This is a genomic window from Mycobacterium neumannii (assembly GCF_002245615.1).
Classification (GTDB): Bacteria; Actinomycetota; Actinomycetes; order Mycobacteriales; family Mycobacteriaceae; genus Mycobacterium; species Mycobacterium neumannii_A.
In genome coordinates this window covers 21150-41900 of the sequence record NZ_NKCO01000011.1, presented here as the reverse complement: position 1 = coordinate 41900, position 20751 = coordinate 21150, and the positions used below count along the sequence as shown (strand labels likewise).

Below are 20751 nucleotides of genomic sequence, written 5' to 3'. Positions count from 1 at the left end.
CGCGGGCTAGCATTCGCCGCACGTGGAAGGGGAGAAACGTGACGAACCGGTTGACCGGCGTCGCTGCGGCGATCTCGGCGGTGCTGCTGGCGCTGACGTTCATGGCACCCACCCCGACGGCGGCCGCGGCCGTCGACACCGCGGACTCGTCGATCCCGGTCGACCCCGGCACCAACCTCGAGATGCACGCGACCGCGAACTGCATCGCGGCCGAGGCCAAGTGCTTGTTCGACGCCAGGGCCAATCTGCGCCGCGGCCCGGACGTTCTCGGCTTCCCCGGCGACCTGTGGGCCCGCCAGACCACCACGCTGCGCACCATGGACCGGGGCGTGTACGTCGGAAACTTCAACTTCGACGCCCCGAACACCCGGTCGTTCAAATCGCTCACCGACGTGGAGTTCACGACCATCTACTTCGGGGGCGGACCGCCCGAGAAGTTCCAGCTCCGCGGGATCGCCTGGCCGGTCGATCAGCGCACGGGAGCGCCGCGCACCGACGTTCCCTTGATCGTGTGCTCGCACATCCAGGTGGTCTACAGCGGGGTCAACATCACCTCGCCGGACGCGTGCGCGCAGGCCTCGTTCAGTTAGCGGGGTAGGCCCAGAAGCCGTTCACCCGCGAGGGTGAGCAGGATCTGCTCGGTGCCGCCCGCGATGGTCAGGCAGCGCGTGTTGAGGAAGTCGAACACCGTCGAGTTCTCGACCACGCCGCCACCTTCGGACAGTTCCATCCGCAGTTCGGCCAGCGCCTGCCGGTAGCGCACGCCGATCAGCTTGCGCGCGCTGGCCTGCGGGCCCGGATCCTGCCCTCCCACAGCGAGTTCGGCGATCTTCTGATCCAGCAGTGAGCCGACCTGAGCCGCCACGATCAACGAACCCAAGCGGTCCTGACCGGCCACGTCGAAGTCCAGCGTGGCGACCTGCTTGAGCAACTCCTCCATCGGGTTGCCGAGCGCGGTGCCGTGAGCCATCGCGACCCGCTCGTTGGCCAGCGTGGTGCGGGCCAGCCGCCATCCGTCGTTGACCTGACCGACGACCATCTCGTCGGGCACGAACACCTCGTCGAAGAACACCTCGTTGAACAGGTTGTCGCCGGTGATCTCGCGCAGCGGGCGGATGTCGATGCCCGGCGACTTCATGTCGACCAGAAAGTACGTGATCCCCTTGTGTTTCGGCGCGTCCGGGTCGGTGCGCGCCAGGCAGACGCCCCACGCGGCCTTGTGCGCCGCGGAGGTCCACACCTTCTGGCCGGTCAACTTCCAACCCGGGCCCTTTGCGCCGCCCGCGGTCGCGCCGTCGACGCGTACGGCTTTGGTGCGCAGCGCGGCCAGATCCGATCCGGCGCCCGGCTCGGAGAACAGCTGACACCACAGCAGTTCGCCGCGCAGCGTCGCGGGGACGAACTGTTCGATCTGTTCGGGGGTGCCGTGTTCGAGAATCGTTGGCGCGGCCCACCATCCGATCACCAGGTCGGGCCGGGTGATACCGGCGGCCGCCAATTCCTGGTCGATCAGCAGCTGTTCGGCGGGCCCGGCCCCGCGGCCGTACGGGATGGGCCAGTGCGGTGCCTGCAGGCCCGCGTCGGCGAGTGCGGCCTGCTGCTTCTCGACGGGCAGGGCAGCGACTTCCGCGACGGCAGCGGCGATCTCGGGTCGCAGACCCTCAACCGATTCGAGGTCGATACGCAGATCCCGGCGCACACCCTGTTGCGTCAACGCCGCGACCCGGCGCAGCCAGCGCGGCGCTCCGCCGAGGAAGTGCGAAATGCCGTAGGCGCGGCGCAGATACAGATGCGCGTCGTGCTCCCAGGTGATCCCGATGCCGCCCAGCACCTGGATGCAGTCCTTGGCGTTGGCCTTGGCGGCCTCGATTCCGACCGCAGCCGCCACCGCAGCGGCGATCGAGAGCTGGTTCTCGTCGCCTTCCGAAACGGCTCTAGCCGCATCCATGGCGGCCACCGAGGCCTGCTCGGACCGCAGAAGCATCTCCGCGCACATGTGCTTGATGGCCTGGAAGCTGCCGATGGGCTTGCCGAACTGCTCGCGCACCTTCGCGTACTCGGTCGCGGTCTGCAGCGCCCAGCGGGCCAGACCCGCGGCCTCGGCCGCCATCACGGCCGCGGCGACGTCGATCACTCGCTGCGCCGGAGCGCTGACCGCCTCGGCAGGCGCGGACTCGAGCACGACGCGCCCAAGCGGTCGGGAGAAGTCGGTGGCCTTCAGCGGCTCGACGGTCACGCCGTCCGCGCCGGCATCGACCATGAGGAAGACGTCGCCTGCCGGAAGCAGCAGCACCCCCGCCTGATCAGCGCCGAGCACGTAGTCCGCTGTGCCCGAGGCGCGGCCGTCAGCGAAGCGCAGGTCGGCCGTCAACGCCACCCCGGCAACCCGCTCACCCGAAGCCAGCGCCTGCAGCACTTCCGGCGATTCGAGCAGGAGCGTGGCCAGTGCGGTCGTCGCTACCGGGCCGGGCACCAGCGAGGCCGCCGCCTCGTCGACCATCGCGCACAGGTCGTCGACCGTGCCGTCGGCGCCGCCTTGCGCCTCCGGTAACGCCACCCCGAAGATCCCGAGTTCGGCCATCCCCGCATAGGCCCGGCGCCAGGCGTCCGCCTGCCCCTGCTCGACGTCTCGCGCGGCGGTGACGACGTCAGAAGCTGTTGCCCAGTCACGCACCAGCTCCCTCACGGCTGCCTGGTCGTCGGCAATGGTCCCCGGGGATGCGAGCGACACCGTCCACTCCTAGCTATTGGGTGAGAAGGCGGTGCTCCTCACTAGAACGTGTTCTAATAGTGCCAGCGACCGACCGTCAAGTCGACCGCCATTACAGCAGGACACGTCGGTGCCATCGGCGACATCGGGGTGAGAAAAAGTGCATCGGCATGCGTATCGTTTCCAGCGAGAACGCGTAACGAAGGAGAAGCCCGCCGCATGTCCGGCCCGTCCCAGCCAGCAGCCGCCAACCCGGGCTCGGGGTCGGAATCTCGACCACGCCAGGTGATGAACGTGGCGGTCCTGTCCGAGTCAGAGCTCGGCTCAGAAGCCCAGCGCGAGCGCCGCAAGCGCATCCTGGACGCGACGCTGGCCATCGCCTCCAAGGGCGGCTACGAAGCCGTCCAGATGCGGGCTGTTGCCGAACGGGCCGATGTCGCGGTCGGCACCCTCTACCGGTACTTCCCGTCCAAGGTGCACCTGCTGGTGTCCGCACTGGGTCGCGAGTTCGAGCGCATCGACGCCAAGACCGACCGCGCCTCGCTGGCCGGTGGCACGCCGTATCAGCGGCTGAACATCATGGTGGGCAAGCTCAACCGCGCGATGCAGCGCAATCCGCTGTTGACCGAGGCGATGACGCGAGCGTTCGTGTTCGCCGACGCGTCGGCGGCCGGCGAGGTCGACCACGTCGGCAAGCTGATGGACTCGATGTTCGCCCGCGCCATGAGCGACGGTGAGCCCACCGAGGACCAGTACCACATCGCGCGCGTCATCTCCGATGTCTGGCTGTCCAACCTGCTCGCCTGGCTGACCAGGCGGGCCTCGGCAACCGACGTCAGCAAGCGGTTGGACCTCGCGGTGCGGTTGCTGATCGGCGACGGAGAGCATCCTAAGATCTAGGCGTGCTTCCAGCCGATCTGCAGCGCGCGCTCGCTTCGGCTGCTGCGGCGCCACGGCTGCTGATCACCTCCGATTTCGACGGCACGCTGGCGCCGATCGTCAGTAACCCGGGCGACGCCCGGCCACTCGCCGAGGCCGCGGACGCGTTGGTCGCGCTCGCCGACCTGCCCGACACGGCTTCCGCGCTGATCTCCGGACGCGCGCTCGAGGTGCTGCGCGAGTTGTCGGGGATGCCGCCTGCGGTGCATCTCGTCGGCAGCCACGGTGCCGAGTTCGACACGGGCTTCACGCACGAGGTCGACGATGTTGCGCTGCAGCGCATCACGGCGGAGCTGCGCGAGATCGCCTCGGGTAAGCCGGGTGTTACGGTCGAGACCAAACCGGCCAGCGTCGCGCTGCACGTGCGCAACGCCTCGGCAGACGACGGCGCGGCCGCGCTCTCCGCGGCTCGCGAGGCGTCGACCGACTGGGATGCCCAGCTGACCGAAGGCAAGGAAGTGCTGGAGTTCGCGGTGATCCGGACGGACAAGGGCGAGGCGATCGACATCCTGCGAGAGCAGGAGAACGCGAACGCCGTGGTGTTCTTCGGCGACGATGTCACCGATGAGAAGGCGTTCCGTCGTCTTCGCGGTGACGACGTCGGGGTGAAGATCGGGCCGGGCGATACGTTGGCGGCCTATCGCGTCGAATCGCCGCAAGACGTTGCGGCAGCGTTGGCTTACCTGCTCGACGCGCGCCGCTCACAATCGGGTTGACGGTGCTGACCGACGCCGAGATCGCCGAGCGGACCGCTTCCGCAGTCGCCGCGGCCGTTGCCGCCGGGGCCGACCTCGGCCTGCGCTGCGACGATCCCCGCGTGCTCTACGACGTGTTCTCCGTGATCGTCCACCTTCATCCCGAGCCGGTCGTCGTCCGGGTGCCCACGGTCCTGCCGCCGTCGTACACCCGAAATCCGGATGTGCAGACCAGACAACAGCGCGCAGAGCTCGCCGTCACCAGATGGCTCGCCGAGCGCGGGCATCCGGTAGTGGCACCGACCCCACTGGTTCCCGCCGAACCTGTTCGCCGCGACGGGTTTTCGATGACATTCTGGCAGTTCGTCGAGCAGGTCCCCGATACGAACCCGGATTTGAGTCACCGCATGGAGCAGACCGCGCAGCTACACGCCGCGTTGCGCGACTACGACGGGAAGCTGGATTTCTGGGCGCCGTTCGGCTCCTACATACCGGAGGGGCTGGCGGCGTTAAGGGACCTGCCCGAACTCATTCCAACGTCCGATCTCGAACGGGCGCAACGTGAATGGGATATAATCGGCCCAGTGTTGGCCTCGCGCACGGCCTTTCAGTCCGCGTTCCCCGGAGTCGGCGTTCAGCCCATTCACGGTGACGCGCCATACCACAACATGATCACCACACCACACGGCGAGCTGTGGTCGGACTTCGAACTCGTGACGCTCGGTGCGGTCGAATCGGACCTCGCGACGGTGGGCGCCGACGCCCTCGCAGCCTACGACGCGGCGGCGGTCTCCATGGGGCTGCGCCCGACCGATGAACGTGTTCTGCGGATCACCGAGGCGGCCGGCAGGCTCGCGATAGTCGCGGCGCTGGCGATGGCTCCCGAGCTGCCGATGCTCACCTCGGGTATCGCACCGATGGTCCAGCAGTGGCGGGCATCCTCGCCGGTCACCGCGCTCTAGGCGGGCGGTCCCGCCGTGCGGCCCCGGACCAGCTCGGTGTCAAGGACTTCCACGACCGGCAGACCCGATCGTGGCGGGTGGTGCAGCAGCCGTCCCGCCCGGCGACCCTTCTCGATGCTGGGCTGTGCGACCGTGGCCAGACCGCGCCGCAGCGCCTCTGGCACTCCGTCGAATCCGGTGACCGTCATCTCGCCGGGAACGTAGATGCCTCGCGCCCGTAGGTAATCCATCGCCGAGAGGGCCAGTACGTCCGCAGTGCACATCAACGCGGTGAGCCGGGGATTGGCGGTCAAGGCGACTGCCGCGGCCGCCCCGCCCGACGTCGGCAGGTGCTCGTAGCTCTCCACCACGGTCAGCGATTCCGGGTCGAGCCCGGCTGCACTCATCGCGTCACGAACCCCTGCGATGCGCTCGCGCTGTACGTGAAAATGCGGAGTCTGCAATCGTTGCGGGTCGGCCACCGTGGGCCCTGCCCCGCCCTTCGGCCGATCCCGGCCCAGCCGCATCGTCAGCAGGCTGATCTCCCGATGACCCAGCTGCACAACGTGTTCGGCGAGTTGGCGCATGGCGCCACGGTCGTCGATGGACACGCGCGAGGCACCGGGCACGTCCTTGGGCTGGTCGATCACCACCATCGGGAGGTGCCGCTGCTGGACGGTCGCGAGATACGGGTCGTCGTCGGAGGCCGAATAGACTGCGAAACCGTCCACCCCGGCAGCGAGGATCGCCGCCGTCCCGTCGCTGACGCTGCGATTGGGGCCGATCGCGACGAGCAGCAGTCCCTGCCCGGCCTCTTCACACGACTCGGCCAAGCCGGCCACAAAGTCGAGTGCGGCTGGATCGCTGAAGGAATAGTTGAGCGGTTCGGTGATCATCAGACCGACCGCACCGGCCTTGCGGGTGCGCAGCGAACGCGCCACCGGGTCGGGGCCGGGGTATCCCAGCCGCTTCGCGGTGGCCAGTACGCGATCGCGGAGTTCGGCCGACAACTGGTCCGGCCGGTTGTAGGCGTTGGAGATCGTGGTGCGGGAGACCTTCAGTTCGGCGGCCAGAGAAGCCAGCGTGGCACGCCGTCGCGGCGTGGGACTCCTCGGCATGCTCCGTGAGGGTAGCCGACCACGGCTCAAGCTCAGGTGACCAGCACCTGATCGGCGGTTCGTCGCAGCCCGCGCTGCCCGGCCCACACCACCGCCCAGACGCTGCACGCGACCGTCACGATCACGAAGCTGGGCGGTGCGTTGAACATCGCCGAGAGCCCAAGACCCACCCACACCGCTGCGAAGCTGAACGCCGTGGACAGGGCGATCGCCTTGCCCGGTCGCGGTGTCAGCATGATCGCCGCCGCAGCGGGACTGACCACGAGCGCGAACAGCAGCAGCGTGCCGACTGCCTGCACGGCCATCGTCACCGCCAGGCCGAGCAGCGCCATGAACGCCACCGAAAGCGCGCGCACCGGCACTCCCCTGGCGTCGGCCACCTGGGCGTTGACGGACGTGAACAGCAGCGGCCGGTAGATCAGCGCGATGCACACCGCCAGCACCGCCACCAGCACCGCGAACGTAATGATCTGCTGGCGCGAGATCGCCAGCAGGTTGCCGAACAGGACGTTGGTCAGCGTGCTCGAACTCTTGGTCGCCAGCGAGTTGAAGAACAACCCGAGACCGGTCGCCATCGCCAGTACGGTTCCCGTGGCCACCTCGCGGTCGGCCGCCCGGCGGCCCAGCACTCCGATCACCAGGGCGCCGCCGATACAGAACACGCCGAGCCCCACCCCGACGGGGACGCCGACGAGTACCGCTCCCGTCGCGCCCGGCAGCCCGATGTGAGCGAGCGCGTGGGCGGCGAAGGCGGTGTTGCGCACGACGACGAAGTAACCGATCAGGCCGGCGGCCAGGGCGACGATCGTGCCGCCGATCAACGCGTTGCGCATGAAGGACGACATGAGGATCTGCCACCAATGGTCTTGGTAGCCAAGCGCGACGATGGTCGTGTTCATCACGGCCTCCGCACGTAGAGATCGCCCTGCGGCGTATGAACGACCTCGACTCGGGTGCCGTAGAGGTGGCTCAGCAGTGTCTCGTCGACGGGGCCGTCGAACGTGTCGAAGTGCGCGTGTCCGTCGAGCAGGTAGATGGCGCTGGTCAACACGCCCAGCAGTGGGTTGAGGTCATGTGCGACGACCAGGATCGTCACCCCGAACTCCTTGCTGATCCGCTCGAGCACGGCGACGATCTCGCGCTGGCTGCGCAGATCGAGTGCGGCCAACGGCTCGTCGAGGATCAACATGCGGGGCTTGGAGACCAGCGCCTCGGCCAGCGCGACCCGCTGGCGCTGGCCGCCCGAGAGTTGGGAGAGCCGTTTGTCCGCCACCGCGGTCGCGTCGACGGCGGCGAGCACCTCGTCCACGCGACGGTTGTCCTCACGACTCGGCCAGCCGAAACCCCACCGGTGCCCGACGAGGCCGAGCATCACGGCGTCGCGCGCCCGGATCGCCTCGCCGGAGGCCGACGCGTAGTTCTGCGGGACGTAACCGATCGACTTGTTGAGCGCACCGGCCGGTTGGCCGAAGACGCGGACGTGTCCGGACGCCGGCGGCACCAGACCGAGCACGATCTGCAGCAGCGTCGTCTTTCCGGCCCCGTTCGACCCGATGACGGCCACGATGCCGCCGGCGGGGACCTCGAACGTCGCCTCCGACCAGATCAGCCGCCCGCCGCGCGCCGCGCTGACGTCCTCGAAGGTCAGCGCCGTCTGCTCGACGTCGGGCTCGGCCTCAGGTTCGGAACTATGTTGCGACACCGAGCGCCTCGCCGAGTGCGATCAACTGGTCGACCTGCCAGCTCGGGAACGAATCGGCGTCCGGCGGCAGCGTCTCGGTGATCTCGACCACCGGAACCCCCGACTGCTCGGCCGCTGCCCGAAGCTGTTGCGGGACAGAGCCTTCGGTCTGCACGTTGTAGACCAGGACGTCAACGCCGCGATCGGACAACAGTTGTAAGAAGGCGTCGAGGTCGGCCGGGGACGGTTCGGAGTCGTTGGACGATGCGACCTGATAGCCGCGCGGGGTGCGGTTGGCCAGACCGAGCGCCGCACCCATGTCATCGAATGACGTCTCGGTCGCCGCATAGCTCTTGCCGGACGCTTTGGCCCTCAGGGAATCAATGAGCTCATGGTACGGCTTGAGGTTCTGCGCGAGCGCGACGCGACGTTCGTCGAAGTAGCCCGCCGCCTCCGGCGCGAGTTGGCGTAGTCGCGCGGTGACCGCGTCGGCCAGCGCCGTCACCGCGGCGGGGTCGTACCAGGCATGGGGGTTGGCCCCGTCTTCGTGGTCGACGGCCATGGCCGCCACGACCGGCGCGTCCGGGGCCGTGCTCGCGGCGAGCTTGACCGCCCACTCGTCGTAGTGACCTCCGTTGAGGACCACGAGCTGCGCCCCGTCGAACTTCGCCGCATCCGACGGTGCGGGCTCGAAGTCATGGGGGTCGGCCGCCGAGCCGGCCAGCACCGTGGAGACCTCCGCGCAGGCACCGCCCAACTGGGAGACGATGTCACCCCACTGATCCACGCTGACGACGACGTCGACCGGCCGGACCGGACACGGAACGGTACTCGCCTCCTGGGCTCGCTCGTCACTGCCGGCGCACGCCGCCAAGGCGAACGGCGCGGCCAGCACCGCACCGGCGAGGATCGTGCGGGCAATGCGGGGGGTCATCACACCGATAACGATAACCGTTTCCATTAGTGGGCGCTGCCCGGACCGCGCAGCGGGCGTCACGCTGGCCCCGGATGTCTAAGCTGGCCGCGTGAACCAGCACGCGTTCGACGTCGAAGAACGCCGCGCGGTTTATCGGGTGATCGCCGAACGCCGCGACATGCGCCGGTTCCTGCCCTGCACGCAGATACCCGAAGACGTACTGGTGCGGCTGCTGCAGGCCGCACACGCCGCACCGAGCGTCGGCCTGATGCAGCCATGGCGATTCGTCCGGATCACCGACGACCGGTTGCGGGCACGCATCCATGACCTCGTCGACGAGGAGCGTGTGCGGACCGCCGAGGCGTTGGGGCCACGTGGCGAGGAGTTCCTGGCTCTCAAGGTCGAAGGGATCCTGGAGTGCGCCGAGCTCCTCGTCGTCGCGCTGGGCGACGGCAGACACGAGCATGTGTTCGGGCGTCGCACCCTTCCACACATGGATTTGGCCTCGGTCTCCTGCGCGATACAGAACCTGTGGCTCGCCGCGCGCGCAGAGGGGCTCGGCATGGGTTGGGTGTCGATCTTCGAACCGGACAGGCTCGCCGAGTTGCTCTGCATGCCCAACGGCGCTGAGCCCGTGGCGATCCTGTGCCTCGGCCCGGTCCCCGAGTTTCCGGATCGTCCCCAGCTCGAGATCGACGAATGGACGACTGGACGCCCGTTGACCGAATTCGTCGCCGAAAACCGTTGGCCGTCATCGACATCCGCGGAGTTTCCGACATGAGAACCATCGACATGAATGCCGACCTCGGTGAGGGCTTCGGGGTCTGGCGCCTCGGCGACGACGATGCCATGCTCGACATCGTCACCAGCGCCAACGTCGCCTGCGGCTTCCACGCCGGCGACCCGGCCCTGCTCTTGCGGGCATGCCGAGCGGCGGCCGAGCGCGACGTGCGGATCGGCGCGCAGGTCAGCTATCGCGATCTGCCCGGCTTCGGCCGCCGGTTCATCGACGCGACACCCGAGGATCTCAAGGCCGACGTGATCTACCAGATCGGTGCGCTACAGGCGATCGCGCACGCTGCCGGATCCACCGTCACCTACGTCAAGCCTCATGGGGCGCTGTACTTCGCGATCGTGACCAACAACGATCAGGCCCGAGCGGTCGCGGAGGCTGTGCACGACGTCGATCCCGCCCTTCCGGTGCTCGGGCTCACCGGCTCGGCGTTCTTCCGCGAGGCCGAACAGCTCGGATTGCGCACGGTGCCCGAGGCGTTCGCCGACAGGGCCTATCGTCCCGACGGCCGGTTGGTGGACCGACGCCAGCGCGGTGCCGTCCTGCACGACACCGACGTCATCGCCGACCGGATCGCGTCGATGGTGTCGGACGGGCGCGTCGACGCGGTCGACGGCTCGACGATTCCGATCACCGTCGATTCGATCTGCGTGCACGGTGACTCACCGGGCGCCGTGCAGATCGCCACGGCAGTACGCGACAGGCTGCTGGCCGAGGGCGTGGAGATCGCCCCCTTCACCTGATTCAGCGCAACGCACAGTCTCCGCACTTCGATCCGTCGCTCACGCGGTAGTACAGACAGCAGCTTCGGCGACGAAACGCCAAGTTGTATTTGACCGTTCCGGTTCCGGTGAGTCTGCCGGTCTCCAGCAGAGACCGCGCCAGGGCGGTCGCGGAATCGCGCAGCTGCGGCCGCACCGAGTAGAGCGCTCTGGTCGCGGCCACTAACGCCGAGGCGATGTTGCCGTAGAGCAGGCCGGGTGCGACCTTGACACGCAGCCCGTCGGCCAACCGCTCCAGGTGCTCCTCGACGACGATGCGGTACAGCGTGACCGACGGATCCCGGACGAGCTGATTACCCTCGGGGACAGTAACTCTCAACGCTGGGCTGTCCTCCGCACGCTGCAGGCTCGTAAGGTCGGGGACCACACCGTATGCGACGGCGCACGCGAGCACCGGTGACCACAGCCTCGACGCGTGGCTCAACTGCACCGCCGACGCACTGATGCGAAGGTCGCTCGTGCGGTAGCGTTTAGCCGTCGCCTCGATCAGGTCCTGGTATCCGTCGGTGTAGCATGCGTTCACCGGCCGCCAACCCGCTTCGGCGCTCCCATGGGCGATGGCGAAGAACCCTCCGTAGCGGGCGATCTCGGTGAGTTGAGCGTCGATCCTCACCGGGTCCACTCCTTGGGTGTCACGTCGACCCGGATTCGATCGGTGCCCGCATCGAGGCCGACCCTGGCCGCGACGCCGTAGACCTCGGCGAGCATGTCCTCGGTCAGGACCTGTGGGGGAGTGCCGATCGACACCACGCGGCCGGTATCGAGGACGCAGACCCGGTCGCAGTATGCCGCAGCGAGATTGAGGTCGTGCAATGCCGCGATGACGGTGGCGCCGGTGTTCCGCAGCAGGTGCAGGGCATCGTGCTGGTGGCGCAGATCGAGGTGGTTGGTCGGCTCGTCCAACACGATCGTGTCGGTTCTCTGTGTGAGCGCACGAGCGATCATCACGCGCTGCTTCTGACCACCCGAGAGCCGGTCGAACGGTTCGTTCGCCAGACCGGATACCTCCACCGATTCGAGCGCCTCGGCGATGATGCGGCGGTCGTCGGTGTTGTCACCGTCGAACGCGCGCTTGTACGGGGTCCGGCCCATCGCGACCACGTCGAACACCGTGAGCGCGAAATCGCCCGGCGCGTCCTGCAACACCGCCGCGATGCGGCGCGCCGCGCGCTTGGCCGACATCTGCCAGACGTCTTCGCCGCCGACCAGCACGCGCCCCGATGTCGGCCGCTGAGCGCGGTAGAGCGTGCGCAACAGCGTGGTCTTACCGGCGCCGTTGGGTCCGACGACCGCCACCATCTCACCGCGCTCCACCCGCATGGAGACGTTGCGGATCAACGTCTTTCGCCCCTTCGTCACCGTCACATCGTCGATGAGGACTCCGCCGGTCACGCCGAAACCTTGCGCCGCATGAGCCACAGGAAGTACGGGCCGCCGACGAGGGCGGTCAGGACGCCGACCGGCAGTTCCTCCGGTGCGGCGACGGTTCGCGCGGCGATGTCGCACACGATCAGGAACGAGGCCCCGAGCAGCGCGGCCGCGGGCAAGGCGCGACGGTGGTCGGCGCCGACGAGCATCCGCACGATGTGCGGCATGATCAGGCCGACGAATCCGATCGCACCGCTGACCGCGACCATGGCGCCCACCATCAACGCGACCACGACGAACATCGCCCCGCGAAAGCGATGAACGTCCAAACCCAGTGCCGCAGCGGCCTCTTCACCGGTGTACAGCAGATTCAGCGGCCGGGTGACGGCGAGCAGCACCGCGATACCGATGGCAACGGCCACAGCCGGGATCCACACCGTCGACCAGGTGGCCCCACCGAGGCCGCCGAGCATCCAGCGCACCGCGGACTGGGCCTTGTGCGGGTCGTCAGAAGTGACGATCAGCAGACTGGCGACGGCCGACAGCACCTCCGCGACCGCGACACCGGCGAGTATCAGACGCAGCGTGGTCATCCGTCCGCCCGTACGAGCGAGAAAGTAGACGGCGACCAACGCGACCAACGCTCCGAGAAACGCCGCCAGCGGCAGCACGAACACGCCGAGCCCTGCGCCGGCCACCAGCACCGCAACCGCACCCACCGACGCACCCGACGACACACCCAAAAGCATCGGGTCGGCCAACGGGTTGCGCACGACAGCCTGCAGCACCATCCCGCAGCATGCCAGGCCGGCTCCGATGACCGCCGCCAACGCAACCCGGGGTAGCCGTGCGTCGAGCACGATCGAGGCACGCACCGGCGGCCATGTCGGGTCGACCAACATCGGATTGAGCTGGTGGAGCAGGATCTGCCACACCTGCCCGGGCGGAAGGGCCACCGACCCGATGGTGACCCCTGCGGTCGCGCACAACAGAAGGAGCCCCGCGAGCATGGTCAGCACGAGGCCGTACGGAACGCGTTGCGAGCCCAGGGTCACCGACCGCACCGGCTTGTCCAGGATGACGGCCGTCATCGCGCCTGCTCCGGATGTAGCTGTTCGGCAAGGGATTTGACCGCGCGCCCGACACGCACGCCTGCGGTGATCTCGGACAGCGGCAACACCGCGAAGCGTTGGTCGCGGACGGCAGGTACCCGCTGCAGCAGCGGGTTGTCCTGCAGAAACCGTTTCTTCTGCTCGACCGATTGATCGCCGTAGTCATAGATCAGGATGACCTCGGGCGCCCGTTCGGCGAACTGTTCGAACGAGACGTCGGCCCACACCTTCGGTACGTCAGCGAACAGGTTGCGCCCGCCCGCGGATTCGATGATCTGGTTGCCGATGCCCTGCCCGCCGGAGGTGAACACGGTGGCCTCACCGCTGTCGTAGACGGCCACATCGACCGGTGCCAGGTCGCGCGCGCGCTGGCGGGTATCCTGCAGGCTCCGCTGCTGGCGTTCGACCACCCACTCGGCTCGGTAGCTGACACCGAATATCCGCCCCATGGTGCGTATTTCGTCGTCCACCGCAGATAACGTCATCGGCTCAGAAGAGCAGTTCTCAGGGTTGAGGTGGGTGTCGATGCCGACATCGCGCAACCGCTCGCGCCCACGCCCCTCCTTCTCGTCGAATGCGCTTTCCCAACCGCCGTAGACGAAGTCGGGTTCGGCGGCGAGCAGTGTCTCGTACGACGGGTATTCCTCGGCGATCACCGGTATGCCCTCGTAGGCGTCGCGGTATTCGGGCAGCACCTGATCGTCGAGGAATGCGGTGCCCACCATGGACTTCTGAAGTCCCAGCGCCAACATCGTCTCGACCGAGTGCTGGTTCAAGGCCACGGCCCGGCGCGGTGGGCGGTCGTAGGTTGTGGTGATGCCGCAGTTGGTGACGCTCACCGGGAATCCCGCCACGGCTTCGGCAGCGGTGGTGCCGGCCGGCGGGCTCGCAGTGCCGCACGCGGTAAGCAGCAGCGCCGAGATCACCGCCGCCGCAAGATGTCGACGCGCCATATGCCGTGCCTTCCGTCGTGCGCGGATGCCACGGGAAGCGCTCTCGGTACGCCGAGGTCAGCCTCACCGGGGAAATCCGCCCCAGCCTTATGAGGAGGCGACCGCGGTGAGTATCTGGCTCCCGGGTCGATCGCAAAGACCTCGCCGGTCACAGTGGCGGGACCGCGCCGGATTCACACCGGCTTCCTCGAGTCGCGATCGCCTGTCGGGCATGATCCTGCCACACGGGCGTCGGTGGGCGCTCGTCCCGACGGCTCGGCCGGCTCGGTGAGCCGCTGTCGTTCTGTTGGCGTCGTTGCGCCCCAGATGCCCCATGGCTCCACGGCTCTGAGTGCGTACCGCAGGCAGTCGGGCTGCACGGGACACGGCCGACAAACTCTTTTCGCCTGTTCTTCGCGTGCTACTCGACTTTGCCCGCGCTCACCTTCGGCCGCGAAGAAGATCTCTGTCGGCAGCCCACGGCACCGTGCGTGCAACAGCCACTGCCGATCGTCTGCGGGGCTGTGCGCCGGACGAGGACAGGCCACCATCAGCGTTCCTCTCGGAAGTCGACGTGGCGGCGGACGGTGGGGTCATACTTGCGCAGCACCAATCGATCCGGGTCGTTGCGCCGGTTCTTGCGTGTGACATATGTGTGGCCCGTACCGGCCGTCGAACGCAGTTTCACGGTGGGCCTGATATCGGTGCGCGCCATCAGATTTTCTTCCCCTCCTTCCGTAACCGCGCCACGACGGCCTCGACGCCGTCTCGGTCGATGACCTTGATGCCCTTCGCGCTCACCCGCAGTTTGATCCGGCGCGATTCGGACGGCAGGTAATACGTCTTCGTCTGGATGTTGGGGTTCCAGCGACGACGCGTGCGTCGGTGCGAATGCGATACCGAGTTGCCGAAACTTGGTGCTCGGCCGGTGACCTGACAGTGCGCGGACATATTCCTCCTTCGGCGGTAACCTAGCGTTAATGAAAATCATTTTCAACTGAGGAAGGGGTCGCTGTGCGCACTCCACTGGTGCTGATCTGCGGGCAAGGCAACACAGAAGGCGTCGCCACCGTGCTGGCCCGGGCGACCGGCACGGTGGTCGTCAGACATGGATACGACGGTCAAGTCGTGGTGCGTACCGTCACGACGTCGTCGGGCACCACGGCTTGGAACATCGAGTTGGTCCGCGGATGCGTGACCTGCACCGTGCGCGAGGACCTACTGGCGCTGTTGCGCCGACTACACCGCCGCTGCGATGTCAATCGCATTGCGGTGCAACTCATGCCATGGCTTGAGCCCGAACCGGTGTGCTGGGCAATCAACAACGTGCGGGTGCACGTGGGTCCTGGCTACATCGACGCACCAGCGGCTCGTGACGTGCGCATCGAGGCGGTGGTGACCTGCGTCGACTCTGCCGTTTGGCTGGCTCAGGCGACCGGCGACCACGACCTCCACGACGGACGGACCGTGGCGCAGGTGGCTGTCGGGCAGGCCGAATTCGCCGACGCGCTCGTACTGGACCAAGCTCATGCGCAGACGCTGAAAGTACTGCGACGGTTGGCACCTCGTGCGCGCCTGACGGTCGGTTCCGAACGCATCGAGATGGCGCTGGCCAACCTCGAGCCTGACAGCAGGCGCGGACGCAGCGACCACCCGCACGACCCGCTGCTCGCCGGACAGCCGTCACTGGATGCCGACGGCGAGATCGGGTTGTTGCTGTTCTCCGCCCGTCGGCCATTCCATCCCCAGCGACTGCACGACGCGCTGGAGGTGCTTCTCGACGGCGTGGTGCGCACGAGGGGACGGCTGTGGTTGGCCAACCGGTTCGACGATGTCATGTGGCTCGAATCAGCCGGCGGAGGTATGCGGTTCGAGTATGCGGGTCGATGGCTGGCCGCCATGACCGAAACCGAACGGACCTACGCAGACCCGCAACGTGTTGCGCTCGCTGCCGCCGACTGGGACGGCCGTCTCGGCGACCGTCACGTTTCGATCACCGTGTTGGTGCGCGGAGCGGAACCAGAGGACATCGTCGACGCGTTGCGCGCGGCACTGATCACCGACGAGGAATGGGCGCGCCCACACGAATGGCCCGCATATGCAGACCCTTTCGGCGACTGGCACGAGGATCCGTGTGACGACAGGGCCGAACATGCCGGCGAAATCAGCAGCCGCCACGAAGGGGAGGATCGGTGAAGGACGCGGTCGACAGTCACGATCGAGCGCACCATCGCGTGGGCCACTTAGAGTTGGCGCTATGCGTCTCAAACTCGGCAGGCCCAACCTGGCGGATTACGAGCGCTATTTCGACGTCCCGCCGGCGGGTGCGGATACGCCGCTGAGGGTCACCTGGGCGGGCGTCACAACGCTGCTGATCGACGATGGCGAATCGGCGCTGCTGACCGACGGCTTCTTCTCACGCCCGAGCCTGGCCGAAGTCGGGCTGCGGCGGCTGTCACCGGCGGAGCCGCGCATCGACGGCTGCCTCACCCGCCTGCGGATCGACCGGCTGGAGGCCGTCCTTCCCGTACACACCCACTACGACCACGCGATGGACAGTGCGGCTGTCGCCGAGCGGACCGGCGCGCGACTTGTCGGCGGCCTATCCGCCGCCCACGTGGGCCGCGGCCACCGGCTGCCCGAGGACCGCATCGTGGTGGTCAGTCCCGGCGACCCCGTCGCGCTGGGCGCTTACGAGGTCACGCTCATCGAGGGGGATCACTGCCCGCCCGACCGGTTTCCGGGTGTCATCACCGGTCCGGTCGTGCCGCCGGTCAGAGTGTCGGCGTACCGGTGCGGTGAGGCGTGGTCCACACTCGTTCGTCACCGTCCGTCGGATCGTCGTCTGCTGATCGTCGGCAGTGCGGGATTCGTTGCCGGGGCCCTGGCCGGACACCGCGCCGATGTCGTGTACCTCGGAGTCGGCCAGCTCGGGCTGCAACCGGAGCGCTACCTGCGTGATTACTGGCGCGAAACCGTGCGGACCGTGGGCGCGCGCCGCGTGGTGCTCATCCACTGGGACGACTTCTTCCGTCCCCTGCACGAACCACTGCGCGCGCTCCCCTACGCAGCCGACGACCTCGACGTCTCGATGCGGGTGTTGTCGCGGCTGGCCTACGACGATGGCGTCGCATTGCACCTGCCCACGCTGTGGCAGCCTGCCGATCCGTGGATCTGATCCTGGCGGTGGCCGCCCTGGCGGTCATACTGGGTTTCGCGGTGGCCCGCCCGCACAAGTGGCCGGAAGCCGTCGTGGCGGTACCCGTGGCCGCGCTGCTGATCGGCGCCGGCATCGTCTCGCTGGACGAGGCCGCCGCGGAGGTCGGTCGCCTGGTGCCGGTGGTGGGCTTTTTGGCGGTCGTTCTGGTGTTGGCGCGGCTGTGCGCCGACGAGGGAGTGTTCCGCGCAGCGGGTGCGGCGTTGGCGCGTGCCGCCGACGGCAGCCAGAACCGCTTGCTGGCAGGGGTATTCGCGATCGCCGCGGCGACGACGGCGGTCCTGAGCCTGGATGCCACCGTGCTGTTGCTGACCCCCGTCGTGCTTGCCACTGCTCGCATGCTGTCGGTGCCGGCCACACCGCATGCCTATGCGACCGCGCACCTGGCCAACAGCGCGTCGCTGCTGTTACCGGTGTCGAACCTGACCAATCTGCTGGCGTTCACCGCGGCGGGCATTACCTTCCTGCACTTCGCCGCGCTCATGACACTGCCCTGGCTGTTGGCCATCCTCGTCGAATTCGTTGTGCTGCGTTTGCTTTTCAGGAAGCAGCTCTCGATCGCGCCCCGGCCGGTGCCCGACGAGACGGTGCACGTCCCCGTGTTCCCCCTTGTCGTACTGGGCTTGACGCTGGCCGGATTCGTCGTCACCTCGATGCTCGGAGTCTCGCCCGCCTGGGCGGCACTTGGCGGAGTGGTGGTGCTCGGCGGGCGGAGCCTGGCGCGACGGCACACGACCGTGGCGCGGATGGCAGCCGCAGCCGATGCGCCGTTTCTGCTGTTCGTGTTGTGCCTCGGCATCGTGGTCGACGCCGTCATGGTCAACGGTCTCGACAGCGCGATGCGCGGCCTGCTGCCCAGCGGTCACGGACTGCTCGCCCTGCTTGGGATCGCGGCCGTCGCGGCGCTGCTGTCGAACGTCGTCAACAACCTGCCCGCGGTGCTGCTGCTGCTGCCGCTGGTATCGGCATCGGGACCGGGCGCCGTGCTGGCGGTGTTGATCGGAGTGAACATCGGACCGAACCTGACCTACGTCGGCTCGCTGGCCAACTTGCTCTGGCGTAGCGCAGTACGCCGCGAAATGACAACCACCGCAGGCGAGTTCAGCCGCATCGGACTGTGCACGGTACCCGCCACGGTGGTGGCCGCGGTCACCGGATTGTGGGTGGGGTTACGGTTGTTCGGCCTCTAGCCTCGGCGCTGACGGGCGATCTCGGCGAGCACGACGCCCGCGGCCACCGAGGCGTTCAACGACTCTGTGCGGCCGGCCATCGGAATGGAGACCACGGCGTCGCAGGTCTCCCGCACCAGGCGCGAAAGCCCCTTACCTTCGGAGCCGACCACGACGACGATCGGTCCCGAGCCGTCCAATTCGTCGACCGTGATGTCGCCATCGGCGTCCAAGCCGACGATCTGCAGGCCCTCGTCGGCCCAGTTCTTCAGTGTGCGGGTGAGATTCGTGGCCCGCGCGACCGGAAGCCGCGCGGCGGCACCCGCACTGGTACGCCACGCAACCGCGGTCACAGAGGCCGACCGGCGCTGCGGGATCAGGACGCCATGACCGCCGAACGCGGCGACCGAACGCACGATCGCACCGAGATTGCGCGGGTCGGAGATGTTATCCAATGCGACCAGCAGCGCCGAGGCGCCATCGGCCGTCACGGCCGCGAGCAGATCGTCCGGATGCGCGTACGAGTACGGCGGAACCTGAAGCGCCACACCCTGATGCAGACCGTTGGCGGCGATGCGGTCGAGGTCGTGGCGCGCGACCTCGAGGATCGAGATCCCCGCGTCCGCGGCGATCTGGACAGATTCGGTCAACCGCTCGTCGGCATCCGCACCCAGCGCGACGTACAGCGCCGTCGCGGGCACCCCTGCGCGCAGACACTCCAGGACCGGATTGCGTCCCAGCACCACCTCGGTGTCGTCGGTTTTCTTGCCCTGCCGACGCGGCTGGGATTTCGCGGCCTTGGCCGCCCGCTTCGCCGCCGGATGGTGCGGACGCATATGCGCGGGCGGAGTGGCACCGCGGCCTTCCAGACCGCGCCGCCTAACGCCGCCGGACCCGACCGTCGGGCCCTTCTTCGTTCCCGGCTTGCGTACCGCGCCTCTGCGCTTGGAGTTTCCGGCCATCTACTTCGTGTGCCCGTCGAGCAGCGTCCACTGCGGACCATCGCCGGTGTCGGTAACCTCGATCCCGGCTTCCTTGAGGCGATCACGGATCGCGTCGGCCTCGGCCCAGTCCCGCCGCGCCCGTGCGTCCTCGCGCCGTTCGACCTCAGCGCGCACCAACACATCGACCGCGGCCAGTGCGGCCGACGTCTCGTCTTTGGATTCCCAGCGCTCGTCGAGCGGGTCCGCGCCGAGAATACCCATCATCGCGCGGATCGACATCGCCTGTGCCAGGGCGGTTTCGTGGTCACCGGCGTCCAGCGCGCGATTGCCCTCGGCGCGCGCGGCGTGCACCTCGGCAAGCGCGATCGGAACGGACAGGTCGTCGTCGAGCGCCTCGGCGAACTTCGGAGTCCACTCGCCGGGCACGACGGCGCCAACCCGGTTGCGCACGCGGTGCAGGAAGTCCTCGATACCGCTGTAGGCCCGCGCCGCGTCCTGCAGCGCCGTCTCCGAGAACTCCAGCATCGACCGGTAGTGCGCGCTGCCCAGGTAATAGCGCAACTCCGCGGCCCGGACACGTTGCAGCACAGCGGGAATCGCGAGCACGTTGCCCAACGACTTGCTCATCTTCTCGCCGCCCATGGTCACCCAGCCGTTGTGCAGCCAGTACCTGGCGAACGGGTCGCCGGCCGCCTCGGCCTGGGCGATCTCGTTCTCGTGATGAGGGAACACCAGGTCCATGCCGCCGGCGTGGATGTCGAACTCCGCGCCGAGATACGCCTGGCACATCGCGACGCATTCGGTATGCCAGCCCGGTCTTCCACGACCCCATGGCGTCGGCCAGGACGGTTCACCGGGTTTGGCGCCTTTCCACAAGGTGAAATCGCGTTCGTCGCGCTTGCCGGTCGCTACGCCCTCACCCTGGTGCACATCGTCGATCTTGTGACCGGACAGCTTGCCGTAGCCCGGCAGGCTGAGTACGTCGAAGTAGACGTCGCCGTTACCGACATACGCGTGGTCCCGCTCGATCAGCCGCTCGATCAGCTCGACCATCTGGGTGATGTGTCCGGTGGCGCGCGGTTCGGCCGACGGCGGCATCACCCCGAGCGCGTCATAGGCGGCCGAGAACGCGCGCTCATAGGTGGCTGCCCACTCCCACCACGGCCGTCCCGCGTCGGCGGCCTTGTTGAGGATTTTGTCGTCGATGTCGGTGACGTTGCGGATGAAGGCGACGTCGTAGCCCTTGGCCATCAGCCAGCGCCGAAGCACGTCGAAGGCGACTCCGCTGCGCACATGTCCGATGTGGGGCAGACCCTGAACCGTGGCTCCGCAGAGGTAGACCGAGGCGTGCCCGGGACGCACGGGAACGAAGTCGCGGACGGCACCGCTCATGGTGTCGTACAGCCGCAGGTCGGTCACGCGCTGACCGCCCAA

The 20751-nt window shown here is 68.0% G+C and carries 23 protein-coding genes and 1 riboswitch; of the genes, 9 read left to right on the top strand and 14 right to left on the bottom strand.

Features of this window, described 5'->3' with window-relative positions; genetic code table 11:
* Nucleotides 1–38: 38 nt before the first annotated feature.
* A complete protein-coding gene (locus CEX88_RS14585) occupies nt 39–590 on the top strand; it encodes a hypothetical protein (protein WP_202931502.1) in 552 nt (183 codons plus the stop codon).
* Here the strand turns inward: CEX88_RS14585 and CEX88_RS14580 are convergent.
* Nucleotides 587–2731: an acyl-CoA dehydrogenase family protein gene (locus tag CEX88_RS14580; RefSeq protein WP_094294007.1), complete on the bottom strand. Its 2145-nt coding sequence runs from the start codon at nt 2729–2731 to the stop codon at nt 587–589. The two genes, CEX88_RS14585 and CEX88_RS14580, sit on opposite strands and share 4 nt — an antisense overlap.
* A gap of 273 nt (nt 2732–3004) precedes the next feature.
* Here CEX88_RS14580 and kstR point away from each other — a divergent pair, with 273 nt between their 5' ends.
* The 3 genes from kstR to CEX88_RS14565 are packed head-to-tail and all read left to right on the top strand — an operon-like array spanning nt 3005 to nt 5306.
* A complete protein-coding gene (gene kstR, locus CEX88_RS14575; protein ID WP_165593330.1) occupies nt 3005–3610 on the top strand; it encodes a cholesterol catabolism transcriptional regulator KstR in 606 nt (201 codons plus the stop codon).
* Between the two features lie 2 nt (nt 3611–3612).
* A complete protein-coding gene (otsB, locus tag CEX88_RS14570; protein WP_094294006.1) occupies nt 3613–4365 on the top strand; it encodes a trehalose-phosphatase in 753 nt (250 codons plus the stop codon).
* A gap of 2 nt (nt 4366–4367) precedes the next feature.
* Nucleotides 4368–5306, top strand: a complete 939-nt coding sequence (locus CEX88_RS14565; RefSeq protein ID WP_094294005.1) for an aminoglycoside phosphotransferase/kinase family protein — start codon at nt 4368–4370, stop codon at nt 5304–5306.
* On the opposite strand, the gene CEX88_RS14560 is transcribed toward CEX88_RS14565, so the two are convergent.
* From CEX88_RS14560 to CEX88_RS14545, 4 genes are read right to left on the bottom strand one after another with little or no spacing between them, the layout of a single operon-like run.
* Nucleotides 5303–6403 (bottom strand): Rv3575c family transcriptional regulator, encoded by a 1101-nt coding sequence (locus CEX88_RS14560; protein ID WP_094294004.1) that lies wholly within the window; start codon nt 6401–6403, stop codon nt 5303–5305. The two genes, CEX88_RS14565 and CEX88_RS14560, sit on opposite strands and share 4 nt — an antisense overlap.
* Before the next feature lie 32 nt (nt 6404–6435).
* On the bottom strand, nt 6436–7302 hold the full coding sequence (locus tag CEX88_RS14555) for a metal ABC transporter permease (RefSeq protein ID WP_094294003.1): 867 nt from the start codon (nt 7300–7302) through the stop codon (nt 6436–6438).
* The gene (locus CEX88_RS14550) at nt 7302–8105 is read right to left on the bottom strand and encodes a metal ABC transporter ATP-binding protein (protein ID WP_094294002.1); all 804 of its coding nucleotides are present in this window, start codon (nt 8103–8105) and stop codon (nt 7302–7304) included. The genes CEX88_RS14555 and CEX88_RS14550 overlap by 1 nt, the downstream gene beginning before the upstream one ends.
* Nucleotides 8092–9018: a metal ABC transporter solute-binding protein, Zn/Mn family gene (locus CEX88_RS14545; protein WP_238382077.1), complete on the bottom strand. Its 927-nt coding sequence runs from the start codon at nt 9016–9018 to the stop codon at nt 8092–8094. Before CEX88_RS14545 ends, CEX88_RS14550 begins: the two co-directional genes overlap by 14 nt.
* 91 nt (nt 9019–9109) lie before the next feature.
* Here CEX88_RS14545 and bluB point away from each other — a divergent pair, with 91 nt between their 5' ends.
* Both bluB and CEX88_RS14535 read left to right on the top strand, forming a co-directional pair.
* A complete protein-coding gene (gene bluB / locus CEX88_RS14540; protein WP_094294000.1) occupies nt 9110–9781 on the top strand; it encodes a 5,6-dimethylbenzimidazole synthase in 672 nt (223 codons plus the stop codon).
* The gene (locus CEX88_RS14535; RefSeq protein WP_094293999.1) at nt 9778–10536 is read left to right on the top strand and encodes a LamB/YcsF family protein; all 759 of its coding nucleotides are present in this window, start codon (nt 9778–9780) and stop codon (nt 10534–10536) included. Before bluB ends, CEX88_RS14535 begins: the two co-directional genes overlap by 4 nt.
* Before the next feature lies 1 nt (nt 10537).
* Here CEX88_RS14535 and CEX88_RS14530 read toward each other — a convergent pair whose 3' ends face one another.
* The 7 genes from CEX88_RS14530 to rpmB form a co-directional block, all read right to left on the bottom strand.
* A complete protein-coding gene (locus tag CEX88_RS14530; RefSeq protein ID WP_094294093.1) occupies nt 10538–11188 on the bottom strand; it encodes a (2Fe-2S)-binding protein in 651 nt (216 codons plus the stop codon).
* Nucleotides 11185–11967, bottom strand: coding sequence for an ABC transporter ATP-binding protein (locus CEX88_RS14525; protein ID WP_238382074.1), 783 nt, complete (start codon nt 11965–11967; stop codon nt 11185–11187). The genes CEX88_RS14530 and CEX88_RS14525 overlap by 4 nt, the downstream gene beginning before the upstream one ends.
* The gene (locus CEX88_RS14520; RefSeq protein WP_238382073.1) at nt 11964–13034 is read right to left on the bottom strand and encodes a FecCD family ABC transporter permease; all 1071 of its coding nucleotides are present in this window, start codon (nt 13032–13034) and stop codon (nt 11964–11966) included. Before CEX88_RS14520 ends, CEX88_RS14525 begins: the two co-directional genes overlap by 4 nt.
* Nucleotides 13031–14008, bottom strand: coding sequence for an ABC transporter substrate-binding protein (locus CEX88_RS14515; protein WP_094293998.1), 978 nt, complete (start codon nt 14006–14008; stop codon nt 13031–13033). The genes CEX88_RS14520 and CEX88_RS14515 overlap by 4 nt, the downstream gene beginning before the upstream one ends.
* An 88-nt stretch (nt 14009–14096) precedes the next feature.
* Nucleotides 14097–14220, bottom strand: a riboswitch (cobalamin riboswitch).
* On the bottom strand, nt 14182–14538 hold the full coding sequence (locus CEX88_RS26070) for a WhiB family transcriptional regulator (protein WP_202931501.1): 357 nt from the start codon (nt 14536–14538) through the stop codon (nt 14182–14184). Its footprint overlaps the riboswitch before it by 39 nt.
* Nucleotides 14538–14702 carry a 50S ribosomal protein L33 gene (gene rpmG, locus CEX88_RS14505; RefSeq protein ID WP_094293997.1) on the bottom strand — a complete coding sequence of 55 codons (165 nt, stop codon included), beginning with the start codon at nt 14700–14702 and terminating at the stop codon, nt 14538–14540. Before rpmG ends, CEX88_RS26070 begins: the two co-directional genes overlap by 1 nt.
* Nucleotides 14702–14938, bottom strand: coding sequence for a 50S ribosomal protein L28 (gene rpmB / locus CEX88_RS14500; protein WP_094293996.1), 237 nt, complete (start codon nt 14936–14938; stop codon nt 14702–14704). Before rpmB ends, rpmG begins: the two co-directional genes overlap by 1 nt.
* A gap of 63 nt (nt 14939–15001) precedes the next feature.
* Here rpmB and mrf point away from each other — a divergent pair, with 63 nt between their 5' ends.
* From mrf to CEX88_RS14485, 3 genes are all read left to right on the top strand, one after another.
* Nucleotides 15002–16183 (top strand): ribosome hibernation factor-recruiting GTPase MRF, encoded by a 1182-nt coding sequence (mrf, locus tag CEX88_RS14495; RefSeq protein WP_094293995.1) that lies wholly within the window; start codon nt 15002–15004, stop codon nt 16181–16183.
* A 61-nt stretch (nt 16184–16244) separates the two neighbouring features.
* Nucleotides 16245–17165 (top strand): MBL fold metallo-hydrolase, encoded by a 921-nt coding sequence (locus CEX88_RS14490; RefSeq protein ID WP_094293994.1) that lies wholly within the window; start codon nt 16245–16247, stop codon nt 17163–17165.
* Entirely contained in the window at nt 17156–18394 is a 1239-nt protein-coding gene (locus CEX88_RS14485) for an SLC13 family permease (protein WP_202931500.1), read from the top strand. The genes CEX88_RS14490 and CEX88_RS14485 overlap by 10 nt, the downstream gene beginning before the upstream one ends.
* Here CEX88_RS14485 and rlmB read toward each other — a convergent pair.
* Both rlmB and cysS read right to left on the bottom strand, forming a co-directional pair.
* A complete protein-coding gene (gene rlmB, locus CEX88_RS14480) occupies nt 18391–19335 on the bottom strand; it encodes a 23S rRNA (guanosine(2251)-2'-O)-methyltransferase RlmB (protein WP_094293993.1) in 945 nt (314 codons plus the stop codon). The genes CEX88_RS14485 and rlmB overlap by 4 nt on opposite strands.
* Nucleotides 19336–20736 carry a cysteine--tRNA ligase gene (cysS, locus tag CEX88_RS14475; protein ID WP_094293992.1) on the bottom strand — a complete coding sequence of 467 codons (1401 nt, stop codon included), beginning with the start codon at nt 20734–20736 and terminating at the stop codon, nt 19336–19338.
* Nucleotides 20737–20751 lie beyond the last annotated feature (15 nt).